11 protein-coding genes and 1 pseudogene are annotated in these 12,164 nt (G+C 63.7%); 7 read left to right on the top strand and 5 right to left on the bottom strand.

The window, feature by feature from the left end; genetic code table 11:
- The first annotated feature begins 632 nt into the window (after positions 1 to 632).
- The 7 genes from LHL23_RS23060 (at position 633) to LHL23_RS23030 (ending at position 8,130) form a co-directional block, all read left to right on the top strand.
- Positions 633 to 1,571 (top strand): sulfotransferase, encoded by a 939-nt coding sequence (locus LHL23_RS23060; protein ID WP_226431701.1) that lies wholly within the window; start codon positions 633 to 635, stop codon positions 1,569 to 1,571.
- Between the two features lie 317 nt (positions 1,572 to 1,888).
- Positions 1,889 to 2,935 (top strand): NAD-dependent epimerase/dehydratase family protein, encoded by a 1,047-nt coding sequence (locus LHL23_RS23055; protein WP_226431700.1) that lies wholly within the window; start codon positions 1,889 to 1,891, stop codon positions 2,933 to 2,935.
- 3 nt (positions 2,936 to 2,938) lie between these two features.
- The gene (locus tag LHL23_RS23050) at positions 2,939 to 4,177 is read left to right on the top strand and encodes a class I SAM-dependent methyltransferase (protein WP_226431699.1); all 1,239 of its coding nucleotides are present in this window, start codon (positions 2,939 to 2,941) and stop codon (positions 4,175 to 4,177) included.
- Positions 4,174 to 5,355: a class I SAM-dependent methyltransferase gene (locus tag LHL23_RS23045; protein ID WP_226431698.1), complete on the top strand. Its 1,182-nt coding sequence runs from the start codon at positions 4,174 to 4,176 to the stop codon at positions 5,353 to 5,355. Before LHL23_RS23050 ends, LHL23_RS23045 begins: the two co-directional genes overlap by 4 nt.
- A gap of 22 nt (positions 5,356 to 5,377) precedes the next feature.
- Positions 5,378 to 6,646 carry a class I SAM-dependent methyltransferase gene (locus tag LHL23_RS23040; protein ID WP_226431697.1) on the top strand — a complete coding sequence of 423 codons (1,269 nt, stop codon included), beginning with the start codon at positions 5,378 to 5,380 and terminating at the stop codon, positions 6,644 to 6,646.
- A gap of 45 nt (positions 6,647 to 6,691) precedes the next feature.
- Positions 6,692 to 7,471 carry a sugar phosphate nucleotidyltransferase gene (locus LHL23_RS23035; RefSeq protein ID WP_222482137.1) on the top strand — a complete coding sequence of 260 codons (780 nt, stop codon included), beginning with the start codon at positions 6,692 to 6,694 and terminating at the stop codon, positions 7,469 to 7,471.
- 2 nt (positions 7,472 to 7,473) lie between these two features.
- A complete protein-coding gene (locus tag LHL23_RS23030; RefSeq protein WP_226431696.1) occupies positions 7,474 to 8,130 on the top strand; it encodes a PIG-L deacetylase family protein in 657 nt (218 codons plus the stop codon).
- Positions 8,131 to 8,197: 67 nt separating this feature from the next.
- On the opposite strand, the gene LHL23_RS23025 is transcribed toward LHL23_RS23030, so the two are convergent.
- The 5 genes and pseudogenes from LHL23_RS23025 to LHL23_RS23005 all read right to left on the bottom strand — a co-directional run.
- Entirely contained in the window at positions 8,198 to 9,058 is an 861-nt protein-coding gene (locus LHL23_RS23025; RefSeq protein WP_226431695.1) for a sulfotransferase family protein, read from the bottom strand.
- A gap of 116 nt (positions 9,059 to 9,174) precedes the next feature.
- Positions 9,175 to 9,885: pseudogene (locus tag LHL23_RS23020) on the bottom strand (IS6 family transposase).
- Positions 9,886 to 9,937: 52 nt separating this feature from the next.
- The gene (locus LHL23_RS23015) at positions 9,938 to 10,231 is read right to left on the bottom strand and encodes a CcdB family protein (protein ID WP_226431694.1); all 294 of its coding nucleotides are present in this window, start codon (positions 10,229 to 10,231) and stop codon (positions 9,938 to 9,940) included.
- Between the two features lie 12 nt (positions 10,232 to 10,243).
- Complete coding sequence (locus tag LHL23_RS23010; protein ID WP_222482133.1) at positions 10,244 to 10,465, bottom strand: type II toxin-antitoxin system CcdA family antitoxin; 222 nt, start codon at positions 10,463 to 10,465, stop codon at positions 10,244 to 10,246.
- Between the two features lie 618 nt (positions 10,466 to 11,083).
- A partial coding sequence (locus tag LHL23_RS23005; RefSeq protein WP_319005231.1) for a calcium-binding protein occupies positions 11,084 to 12,164 on the bottom strand: 1,081 nt, incomplete at its 5' end.

Raw genomic sequence — 12,164 nt, 5'->3', positions numbered from 1 at the left:
TGGCCAGGTCCGCAAGCCGGCTCGTAACATTCTGACCGGCTGCCCAGCCCAGGTCGGAGGAATAGTAAACAGTCATAGGTGTTCCTTTCGCGGACGGCCGCTCGGAGCCGTTTTGCGAGTGTTCAGTCGTGGCAGGGAAACCGAGCTTTGCCTGATCCCTTCGTCTTTCGCAGCGGGTTCACATGCGCAGCTTCGCACCGCGGACCCGATTGCCCCGGTGAAACTTTGAATGTGCCTGCTCGATGCCGGCATGACTGTTCGAAAGCTGTTTCCGGGACAACACCAAACCCGGCACAGGCCCTGATCAGGCATGAAACCGCCGGTCCGGCCTGTCCGGCTGGTGTATTTCCGCGGATGACCAAGGGTCAGTCCCAGGCCGCATCCGGCTCTATTCAACCGTATCAGGCTCTGTTCGCCCATGGCTGCTGGCGGGGCCGATTGGCAAGGCTGGGATGCCGGAGAGGCAGGCCCCAATCCTTCCGCCCCCGGCTGCAGCAGGGGCCTCAACAAACGGATTGACGAAGGATGCCCGCCTCATAAATCTTATAAGAGAATACCGGCGCGTGCCTGCCGGCACGGCATTTCTGCATTCACGGTCTTTCTCCAAACGGCATTTGCGGGCAATTGGAACAATGGAAAAACAAGCGGGACCGGTACTGATCTATATCACGTCCTTTCCCTATTCCGGCTCAACGGTTTTTTCCATTGCCCTGGGAAACAGCCCGGGTTTCCTGAATCTCGGGGAGGCCAACTTTCTCGAAAACGACTGGCACGACGACCGGCAGTGCTACTGCCGCAAGACGCTTGCGGAATGCCCGTTCTGGGGCGAGGTGAAGCGGCAGACCGCTGCCGGCCCGGATTCCGCGCCTCCGTCGCTGCAGCTTGAAAACCAATCGCAGCTGCGGTTTCTGGACAGCCGGGACCTTCCGGTCCGCAAGCGCCTGCTGACCACCCTCGGGGTTCCGCTGCACGCGGTTTTCCGGGAAAGCGACCTCAGGGATTATGCCGGGCGCACAGCGACCTTCATCCGGTCCCTGTCGCAAGCCTTCGGGGCCCGTGCCGTTGTCGATGCCTCCAAAAACCTCCGGCGGCTCGAAGCGCTCCGGCTCTACTCGGACCTCGATATCCGGGTGATTGTGCTCAAGCGCCGGGCGCCCGGCCTGCTGGCGTCCCGCCTCAAACGGGCCAAGAGGCGCAATCCATGGTACTCCTCCCTGGCTGCGCCCTTCTATGTGCTTTGGGTCCTTTATCACCGCTTCGCAATCAGGAGATTGACCCGCAAGATGCGGGAAGAGGAGTATCTGGAAGTCAGCTACGATGACTTTTGCGACGCGCCGCAGGCCTTGGAGCGCCGGATCGGGAACTGGCTTGGCACCGCAGTCAGTTTCGAAATCAGCGGCGGCAACGTGATTGACACCTCAAACTCCCACGCGTTCACCGGCAATGTCCGGATCATCAAGCACGATGAGCGCAGCCAGGGCATCCGGCTTAGAAAATCCGCAGCGCCAGCCCCCGGTTCCGGCATGTTCGAGCGGCTGGCGCTGGCGGTGTCCAAGTGGATTGAAATCTAGGGCCAAGCCCCGTTATTTTCGCACCGCCGCCGCCAAAACCGCATCATTTCAGGGGTTTGGACCGCGCCGGGAACCGGCCTGCCGGGTCCCGGCGGCCGCCATTGCTGAAATCCAGGGAATTTCTTTACCTGCGATGCGGCAAGGCTAAGTAGAGTTTTATAAGGCACTCCTGGCCGCGCGATCCCTTTAACGAGACTGATGCGCTGCGGGACTGCATGGGCGGCAGGCGGCTTTTCCGGGAGGGGCCGGCGCCCGCTGCCCCAAAAGGCAAAGAATGCAACTGTCTGGCAAGGAAACGGGTATTAGGGATTTTTAGCGTGAGAGTTTTTGTTACAGGCCACGATGGCTATATCGGGGCCGTGCTGGTTGGTTTTCTCAAGGAACGCGGGCATCAGGTAACCGGCCTCGATACCTTCTACTTCGAAGAATGCGCGCTGTCGGACGTGCCGCGCCCGGACCGGGTCATCCGCAAGGATATCCGCTCGGTCACGGCTGCCGATTTCGACGGCGCGGACGGGGTTGTTCATCTCGCGGGCCTGTCCAACGACCCGATGGGGGATATCAACCCGGCCTGCACCTATGACATCAACGCCGATGCCACGGTGATTCTGGGGCGTGCTGCCAAGGCGGCAGGCGTGCCGAGGTTCGTGTTCGCGTCCTCCTGCTCGATCTACGGGGCGGCAAGCCCTGATGACGTGCTGGACGAACAGGCGGAATTCAACCCGGTGACGCCATACGGCGAATCCAAGGTCCGCAGCGAAGCGGCCCTGTCGCAGCTCGCGGACGCCGGTTTCTCGCCCGTCTACCTGCGCAATGCAACGGCCTATGGCGCCTCGCCCAAGCTGCGTGCGGACCTGATGGTCAACAGCCTGGTCGGCTACGCGCATCTGAGCGGCGAAGTCCTGATCAAGAGCGACGGCACGCCGTGGCGCCCCCTGGTCCATGTCGAGGACATCTGCCGGGCGGTGCTCGCGGCGCTGGAGGCGCCGGCCGGAACCGTTCATGACACCGCCTTCAACATCGGCCGGTCATCGGAGAACTACCAGGTCCGGGATGTTGCCGAGCATGTGGCGCGGATCGTGCCGGACAGCCGGATCGTCTACGAGCCCGGCGGCGGCCCCGATACCAGATGCTACCGCGTCGACTTCTCGCGGGCCGAGACCGGCCTTCCTGGTTTCGAACCGGTCTGGACCGTGCCCGCCGGCATCGAAGAGCTGCTGAAATCCTACCGCCAGAGCGGTCTCAGGATGGCCGATTTCGAAGGCAGCCGCTTCATCCGGCTCAAGACACTGAAGGATCATCTTGCGCAGGCAGCCCTGAACAAGGACCTCTACTGGAACAGCCCCCGGCCGCAGGCGCACTGAGCGATGGAAACCGCCGGCAAAAACAAGGGCGCAGAAACCCGCGGCACTGCCTGCCCGTCCTGCGGGGAAGCGGACCGGACCGCCGCGCTGTACCGGGCGGAAAACATTCCGGCCCAGAGCACCGTCCTGCTGCCCGACGCGGACACCGCAGGCGCCTTCCCCTCCGGCAATATGGCGCTGCACTGGTGCCCGGCCTGCGGCCTCGCCTTCAATGCGGAATTCGATCCGGGCCTCGTCACCTACGGCGACGGCTACGAGGACTCGCAGAGCCATTCGCAGACCTTTGCCGGCTTTGCCGGGCGCCTCGCGCAGGACTGGGCCGGCCGCTACGGCCTGGCCGGCCGCCGCATCCTCGAGATCGGCTGCGGGGGCGGCGATTTCCTGCGCCTCATCTGTGCCGCCGCAGGCGCGCGGGGGACAGGCTACGATCCGGCCTGCCGCCCGGGCCGGGCGCTGGAGCCTGCGGAGAACATCCGCATCCACCCGGAGTATTTCACCAGCAAGCACGTTCCGGCCGACGCGGATTTCATCGTCTGCCGGCACACGCTCGAGCATGTCGGCGATGTCTCGGGGTTCCTGCGCCTGGTGCGCCGCGCCTGCAAGAGCCGCGCGGTGCGGCTCGGCTTCGAAGTGCCCGACCTGCGGCGGATCCTAGCGGAGGGCGCGTTCTGGGACATCTATTACGAGCACGCCTCCTATTTCACCGCCGGCTCCCTGTCCCGGGCCTTTGCCCTGGCCGGCTTCAATGTCCTGCAGGTCCGCCGCGTCTATCAGGACCAGTACCTGGTGCTCGACGCGGCCCCGGCCGGGGCCGCCCCGGACCCGCTGCCGCCGGAGGCGGACGACGCCGCGGACACGGCGGCGCTGATTGCGCATTTCACGGCCGAGGCCACCCGCCGGATCGCCGCCTGGAAGGCGCGTTTCACCGCCTGGCAGCAGGCGGGCAAGCGGATTGCCCTCTGGGGGTCCGGGTCCAAGGCCGTCGGCTTCCTGACCACCATCGGGCTGCCCGGGAGCGTTGTCTGCGTGGCCGACATCAACCCGGCCCGGCAAGGCGCCTACATGCCGGGCTGCCCGATGCCGATCGTCAGCCCCGATGATCTGCCCGGGTTTGCGCCCGACGTGGTGATTGTCATGAACCCGGTCTACCGGGAGGAAATTACCGCCGCCCTGACGCTGCGCGGCCTCGCCCCCGAGGTCTGCACTGCCAATGACGGCCCGTCCGAAAGGGTGCCGGCATGAGCAGCGTCCCGCCTTGCCCGGTCTGTGCCGCCGGTACCGGCAGCATCTTCTTCGAGCTCGGCAGCCAGCCGGTGCTCATCGGCCTGCTGTGGGAAGAAGCCGGGGCGGCGCGGTCCTGCCGGAAGGGGGACATCTCCCTGGCCTTCTGCCCGGAGTGCGGCTTCGTCTGGAACACCCGCTTCGACCCGGGCCTCCTCGACTATGACCAGCGCTACGACAATTCCCTGCATTTCTCGCCCACCTTCCAGGCCTATACCGAAACACTGGTCGCCCGGCTGACCGAAACCTATGCGCTCCAGGGCAAGACCATTGTCGACATCGGCTGCGGCAAGGGCGATTTCCTGGCCCTGCTCTGCGCGGCCGGCGCGAACCGGGGCTACGGTTTCGACCCGTCCTTCGAAGGCGAGCGGCCCAGTGGCCCGGGCTTTGAGCGGGTTGTCTGGAGCAACAGCTATTACTCGGAAGAGCACGCAAAGCTGCAGGCCGACCTTCTGACCTCGCGCTTCGTGTTCGAGCATATTCCCGATCCGATCGCCTTTCTCAGGATGATCCACCGCTCGATCCCGGACCCATCCCGCACCGCCATCTACTTCGAGGTGCCGAACATCGACCTGATCGTGCGGCAAGGGTCGGTCTGGGACATCATCTACGAGCATTGCTCCTATTTCGCCCCGGCCTCGCTGGCCCGCGCCTTCACCGAAAGCGGGTTCGACGTGCTGCGGACCGACGAGCCTTACCAGCAGCAGTTCCTGTCGATCGAGGCCCGCGCCAACCCGGCCGGCGCCGGCAGCAGCCCCGGCACCGGGGAAAACCTCGCACAGCTGCGGGCGCAGGTCCGCAGCTTCGCGCAGGGCCAGCAGCAGAAACGCGAGACCTGGCGGGAGCGCCTGCAGCAGTGGCAGCAGGAGGGGCGGTCAGTGGCCATCTGGGGCGGCGGCGCCAAGGCCGTCGGGTTCCTGAACATGCTGCAGGACCGCAGCGTGATCCGGCAGGTGATCGACATCAACCCGTTCAAGCGCGGGAAATTCCTGCCGGGCACCGGGCAGCGGATCGTGTCGCCCGAAGATCTTGCGGCAGATCCCCCCGACACGGTGGTGCTGATGAACCCGATCTACAGGTCCGAAGTGGAACAATCGCTTGCGCGGATGGGTATGGGGCCTGTACTCTTTGAAGCGTGATTTTGTACGGAATGGTGATTTTATGAGTGCTCCAATTGGTTCATTTCCCTGCCGTTTTTGCGGAACACAGGTCCGCCACTCCCTTGTTGACCTCGGCATGTCGCCGCTGTGCGAAAGCTACGTCGCAGCCGCGGATTACGCCAAGATGGAGCCGTTCTATCCGCTCCATGCCTTCGTCTGCCACAACTGCTTCCTGGCCCAGGTGGACGAGTTTGTCCCGGCCGAGCACATCTTCTCGGAGTATGCCTATTTCTCGTCATTTGCCGACAGCTGGGTCGCCCATGCGCGGCAGTACTGCCACGACATGCAGGCACGGTTCGGACTGGGCGCCCAAAGCCAGGTGGTCGAGGTCGGCAGCAACGACGGCTACCTGCTGCAGCATTTCGTGGAGATGGGCGTGCCCTGCTACGGCATCGAGCCCGCCGCCAATGTCGCGCAGACCGCCACCGGAAAGGGGGTGCCGACCGAGGTCGCGTTCTTCGGGACGGAGACCGCACGGCGGCTGGCCGGCGCGGGGCGCGGCGCCGATCTGATCCTCGGCAAGAATGTCATGGCGCAGGTGCCGGACCTGAACGATTTCGTGGCCGGGCTGAAGATCATGATGCGCCCCGGCGCGGTGATGACCATCGAGTTCCCGCATCTGCTGGCGACCATGGAAGGCAACCAGTTCGATCAGGTCTACCATGAGCATTACTGCTATTTCTCGCTGACCGCGGCCAAGCGCATCTTTGCCCACCACGGGATCACTCTGTTCGACGTCGAGGAGCTGCCGACGCACGGCGGCTCCCTGCGGGTTTTCGGATGCCGCAGCGAAGACGGCGGCAGGCCGGCCACCGCCCGGCTCCGCGCCTTCGAAGAGCGCGAGACCGCGGCCGGGCTCGGCCGGATCGAAACCTATGCCGCCTTCGCCGAACAGGTGCGCGAAACCAAACGCGCGGCGCTCGCGTTCCTCATCGAGGCAAACCGGGCCGGCAAGCAGGTGGCGGCCTATGGCGCCCCCGGGAAGGGCAACACCTTCCTGAATTACTGCGGCATCAAAACCGACCTGATCGCCTATACCGTCGATCGCAACCCCTACAAGCAGGGCCGGTTCCTGCCCGGCTCGCGCATCCCGGTCTTCGCGCCTGAAAAGATCGCGGAAACACGGCCGGACGTCATTGTCGTCCTGCCGTGGAACTTTTTCGGCGAGATCTCGCAGCAGCTCTCCTACACCGCGGACTGGGGCGCCGAAATCGTCCGCTTCGTGCCGGAAGTCGAGACGCTGAACGCACGCCTCCCCAAACGCGCCTGATCCGGGAGGACTGCGCACGGGGAGACCACAAACGGAGGACGGCAGATGAAGGTAGTCTTGTTTTGCGGCGGCCAGGGAACCCGGCTCCGCGACTATTCCGACCAAATCCCGAAGCCGCTTGTGCCGGTGGGCGGGCGCCCGATCCTGTGGCACATCATGCGCTACTACGCTGCTTTCGGCCACACGGAATTCATCCTGTGCCTCGGCTACAAGGGCGAGACGATCAAGCGGTTCTTCCTCGACTACGACGAATGCCTGACCAATGATTTCATTCTCGAGCAGGGCGGCGCCAAGATCCAGGTGCTCGGCAACGACATCAGCGACTGGCGCATCACCTTCGTGGACACCGGCCAAAGCACCAATATCGGCGGCCGCCTTCTGAAAGTGCGCGAGCATCTCGAAGGCGAGGAGATGTTCCTTGCCAATTACGCCGACACGCTGACGGACATGGACCTGAACGCCATGATATCCGAATTCTCCGGCACCAGCGCCGTGGCCGGGTTCTGCTGCGTGAAGCCGCCCTATTCGTTCCACCTCGTGTCCTTCGGCAGCGAGGGGCTGATCTCGCGTATTTCGGACGTGAAGGAGTCCGGCATGTGGATGAACGGCGGCTACTTCGTGCTGCGCCCGGAGATCTTCGACAAGCTCCACGAAGGCGAAGAGCTGGTCATCGAAGGCTTCGACCGCCTGGTCCGGGAACAGCGGCTCTTTGCCCACCAGCACCAGGGGTTCTGGACCTGCATGGACACCTTCAAGGAAAAGCAGGCGCTCGACGACCGGGTCGCGGCCGGGGATACCCCCTGGCGCGTCTGGCGAACGGACTAGCCATGCAGGGCCTCCGCTTCGGCAGTCTCCGGACCATTCTCTGCCTCGGTGCGCACAGCGACGACATCGAGATCGGCGCCGGTGCAACCCTGCTCCGGCTGGTGCGCGAGAACCCGGACGCCCGGGTGGTCTGGGTGGTGTGTTCGGCCGCGGGGGTGCGCGGCGGCGAGGCTGCAGAAAGCGCCCGCCGGTTCCTGCAGGGGGCAGGCGGCTCCGACATCCGCCTCGGGGAATTCCGGGACGGCCATTTCCCGGCCCAGATGAGCAGTCTCAAGAGCTATTTCGAGGCGCTGAAGCCGCTCGATCCGGACCTGATCCTGACGCATTACGGCCAGGACCTGCACCAGGACCACCGGGCCGTTTCGCAGGCGACGTGGAACACGTTCCGCAATCACACCATCCTGGAATACGAGATCCCCAAGTGGGATGGCGGCCTCGGCTCCCCGAATGTCTTCGTGCCGGCCTCCGCCGCTGACACCGACCGCAAGATCGCGGTTTTGACATCCTGTTTTGCGTCCCAGGCGGACAAGCACTGGTTCGACGACCTGACGTTCCGGGGGCTGATGCGGCTGCGCGGGCTGGAATGCAACGCTCCGGAGCATCTGGCGGAAGGCTTCTATGCCCGCAAGATCAGCATCGGCGGCCTGCCGCTGGACTAGCCGCTGCTGCGGCAGGCTGCGGTTTGCGGCGGCAGCGGCACCTCTGAATTGACAAAGCCCTTGGAAATTATCTCCACCTCGGCACAGGTCGGGATAGGAACGTTTCGACCGCACGAATATCAGCTTCGAAATCGACCAACAGTTTTGCACGGAACTCGGTAGGTATTGCCGGAGGAGGGGCTTGTTTTAGGAATAGTTCGCGTTTGATTCCGACTTTTCTAAGAATGCGCACTAGCCATTCCATGTCCATGCGGTTTAAGCGGCTACGCACGTATTTCGCCTTCTTCACCAGCCAAAGCGAGCGTGGCGCACCCTGTGTTGTGCGGACCCGTTTTGTTTCAATATACGTATCATAATTGGTTGAATCGACACCCATAAAACCGAGCAGGGACTGTAAGAACTCTTTCATATGTTCAGGGGATTCAAATATCTCTTCGTATATTCCGACCAGCACCTGATCTGGCGGGAAGTACTCAAGAACTTGCGACAACAACTGCGCGTAACGGCTGTACTCAAGAATGACCTCTTGATCGTAGATTGCTTCTTCGAAAGGCAAAACCGTTCGACCGTTTTCGACAAACATGCGGTAGTTTGAGATCATTCGGTCAACCGGATTCCGGAAAATTATGATGATCTTCAAGTCGGGGTTATAGCTATGAATGCGCTGTAACGTTTCGCTCTTGAGGATGTAGGAAGTACTGATTTCCCCGGCGGCATGATACTGTTCTGTGCCGGTGAACAAATCTTCGTACCATTGCTCGCCTCGGTCATAGAACTTGTCAAAAAAGAAGACTTCTTTTTGATCCTTCGGCAAAAAAACATCGGGGTGCTTTCTCAAGACAGAATCGAGCCATGTTGTTGCGCATTTAGGGGGGCCGACCCCCAAGAAAGTAGGCGCTCTTTTCCCCCCCCGAACCTGACTGTTCAATGTATCCTCCCTCGTGATCCTCCCCACTGAAGTAGTCCGCCGTTATGTTTAGGAAAACGGGAACGGGCTTTGTCAGGTTGCTGATGTCAGGCTGAGTTCATCGGTGATGGCGAAGGTCAAGCGGTCAATTCGGCGGAACAGCCGGTCCACAGCGAAAACGCGTCGGACCTTGCGTGGCGGTAAGATTCTGCGGACAGGCGGTGGCGCTTTGGGTGGAACAGACTCACGGCCTGATCGTGCGCAGATAAGAACCGCTGCGCCTGGCGCGGGGATTTGAACCGGCCCATGATCTTCTCGCGTCTTCGGGTATGCCGGTGGGAGGCCTCGCTTCGGTTGTTCAAGCCCTTGTGCTGACGATGCTCGATTCCGGGTGCGGTCTGTGCCTTGGCTGCACCCTAGGATCGCAGTTTGTCCGTCACCAGGACACGGGGCTGGCCCCACCTTTTCATGAGTTTCCGCAAAAAACGGAGGGCTGCGGCCTTGTTGCGTCGCGATTGGATCAGGACATCGAGCACATCGCCCTTGGCGTCGGCGGCCCGCCAAAGCCAGTGGCTCCGCCCCTTGATCCGGATCACGACTTCATCGAGATGCCATTTGTCCGCCGGCGCTGAACGGTCCCGGCGGATCTTTGCGGCAAATTGATGCCCGAACCGGTTCACCTAGTCACGGATCGTCTCGTACGAAACCGTGACACCGCGTTCCGCCAACAGATCTTCGACGTCGCGCAGGCTCAGAGCGAACCGATAATTGGCCCAAACGGCGTAACCAATCACACTCCTTGGAAACCGGAAGCCTTTGATCCGGGGCATATCTTCGATGTTCAGCATGACAGAGAACGACGGAGACGAGAGAGATCGCGAGAAAGGAGAGACCTCTCGCTCAAACCCCGTCAATCAAGATATCCAGGGCGCGCTTCAGCGCGTCACGGTGCTCTTCAAGCGATCCGATGGGCTCACCCAACTCCGTCCCTGCAACCGCGGCCAGTTCCTGAACCCGGACAATCCACGTTGCCGCTTCGGCCTCGACAGATGGCGTCAGCCCCGGGAAGGCCGCGTACCGGCCCGCTTCACGCAAAGGCGCCACGATGCGCGACGCGTCGATCCCGATCAGATCGGTTTGCAAGTCCACGACAAGTTGCCCGCCGTTCAGGCGATAAAGATCGAACTGCGCCATTGGAGCCGCACCTCAGAAACTTCTGTACCGGGCGAGCGGCAAACCGTCTTTCGCAACCTCATCGGCATAGGCGCTGATCGCCGCACTGTTCTCCTCACGCCAGCGCCGGTTCCGTTCAACCTTGGCGGCCTCGGCAATCGCCGCCTCTGCAAGGCGCGACATATTCAAACCCAGCGACCGGGCCGTTTCCGCCACATCTGCGTCCAGCGTGAGATTGACCTTAACACGTCCCATCGAAACCTCTCGGAAAATACGTATATTACAGGAGTATAATCCTTACGCCTCTTCGAAACAAGATGAGCCTGACATCAGCAACCCGGCAAAGCCACTCGTAATGAGGATTATGCAAAATTAAATCGAGACCAATGAGGCTTTTGACCTTAGAGCTGAGCGAAGATGCCCATGACGCGAACGGTGAAAACGCAGTCGCAGCGGCCGCCGAATTCCTATCCGGCCAACGCCAGCACCGCGCCTGTAGCCTCACTGGCGTTTGTATTTCCCGGCCTAAAATGAACGATGATGGCAATCCGGGTACGGTCCTTCGCCATAGCTGCAGCGAAGCACACAGCCGCGCGGTCAGAAGATTGGCCTTCCAGGCGGACGGATCCCCCCGGGCACGTGCGGATTCCGCCAACAGCATGTCACGCACATCCGGCACCAGGCTGATCGTGACCTCTCCTTCGCGGCGCGCCCGCGATGAGGGCTGCGGAGGTTCTGCGGAGCCCCCGCCGCTCACCAAGGGCGGTGAGAAGCTCTAACGGGAGCCTGTCCACTAGCCGGGTGCCCTGCGGGGATGTGGTCCGGGACCACATCCGGCCGAACCCGCCTGCCGGATGGCGGGACGCCTGCGGCTCAGAACAGGAAGTCATCCGCCGCCAGCTGCTCCGGCAGCAGGTCCTGCAGGAAAATCTGCCCCGATCCGGTGGCGATCAGCGTGCCGCCGTCCTGGCCGCGGATCTCCAGGTCCTGGAACCCGGCAGCGGCGGTGCCGCCCAGATTGATCAGGTCGCTGCCCGGGGTGAAATCCGCAATGGTGTCGCGGCCGTGGCCGGCGGCAAAGACAAACTCATCGGCGCCCGCGCCGCCCGCCAGCAGGTCATCGCCGCGGCCGCCATTCAGCAGGTCGTCATCGGTGCCGCCCCAAATCCGGTCGCGCCCGCCCTGCCCCAGCAGGCTGTCCGCGCCCGCTCCGCCCCACAGCCGGTCGCTGCCGCCGCCGCCCAGCAGCCTGTCCGCCCCGCCCTGGCCGCGCAGCTGGTCCGCCGCCGCGCCGCCCGCCAGCCAGTCGCCGCCGCCGCCGCCCAGCAAGGTGTCGCGGCCGCCCTGGCCCCGCAGCCAGTCGCCGCCGCGGCCGCCTGCCAGCTGGTCGCTGCCGCTGCCGCCCTCCAGCCGGTCGCGCCCGCCCTGGCCCTCCAGCAGGTCATCGCCGGTGCCGCCGCTGAGCGTGTCCCGCCCGGCGCCGCCCGCCAGCCGGTCGCTGCCGCCCAGCCCGTAAAGCGCGTCGGCGCCGCCGCTGCCCGACAATTGGTCGGCGCCGCTGCCGCCCCAGAAGCTGCCGCCCGGCAGGCTCACCCCCAGGTCCTGCCGGTCCGGCGCGGCAAAGCGCAGGGCCGGGCCGAACACATCTTCCAGCGTCAGCGGGGTGCCGCCGGCGCTGTTCACGGTGATCAGGGTGTCCCCGGCCTGCAGCACGATGCCGCTGGCGGTTTCCCCAGCCGCCAGCTGCGCCGGGCTGTAGAGGCGGTCAAACGCCGACAGGTCCAGCAGGTCGGCGCCGGGGGTGAAGTCCGCCACCGTCACCGCCGCCGCGTCCGGGGTGATCACAAAGATGTCGTTGCCGGCGCCGACCTGCTGGACCTGTCGGCGTTTGACCGCCTCTACAGCCCGGCGCAGCTGGCGGCTGGGGAAACCGCCAGCGGCATCGTGCTGCAGG

Source organism: Leisingera sp. McT4-56 (assembly GCF_020514995.1).
Taxonomy (GTDB): domain Bacteria; phylum Pseudomonadota; class Alphaproteobacteria; order Rhodobacterales; family Rhodobacteraceae; genus Leisingera; species Leisingera aquaemixtae_A.
Note: the sequence above shows the minus strand (reverse complement) of the source record. Positions and strands in the feature narration are given on the sequence as shown.

Bases quoted from the DNA above. Each gene is read 5' to 3' on its own strand.
- LHL23_RS23050 (WP_226431699.1), top strand. From the start codon at position 2,939: ATGGAAACCGCCGGCAAAAACAAGGGCGCAGAAACCCGCGGCACTGCC.
- LHL23_RS23015 (WP_226431694.1), bottom strand. From the start codon at position 10,231: ATGGCGCAGTTCGATCTTTATCGCCTGAACGGCGGGCAACTTGTCGTG.
- LHL23_RS23040 (WP_226431697.1), top strand. From the start codon at position 5,378: ATGAGTGCTCCAATTGGTTCATTTCCCTGCCGTTTTTGCGGAACACAG.
- LHL23_RS23010 (WP_222482133.1), bottom strand. From the start codon at position 10,465: ATGGGACGTGTTAAGGTCAATCTCACGCTGGACGCAGATGTGGCGGAA.
- LHL23_RS23035 (WP_222482137.1), top strand. From the start codon at position 6,692: ATGAAGGTAGTCTTGTTTTGCGGCGGCCAGGGAACCCGGCTCCGCGAC.
- LHL23_RS23045 (WP_226431698.1), top strand. From the start codon at position 4,174: ATGAGCAGCGTCCCGCCTTGCCCGGTCTGTGCCGCCGGTACCGGCAGC.
- LHL23_RS23030 (WP_226431696.1), top strand. From the start codon at position 7,474: ATGCAGGGCCTCCGCTTCGGCAGTCTCCGGACCATTCTCTGCCTCGGT.
- LHL23_RS23060 (WP_226431701.1), top strand. From the start codon at position 633: ATGGAAAAACAAGCGGGACCGGTACTGATCTATATCACGTCCTTTCCC.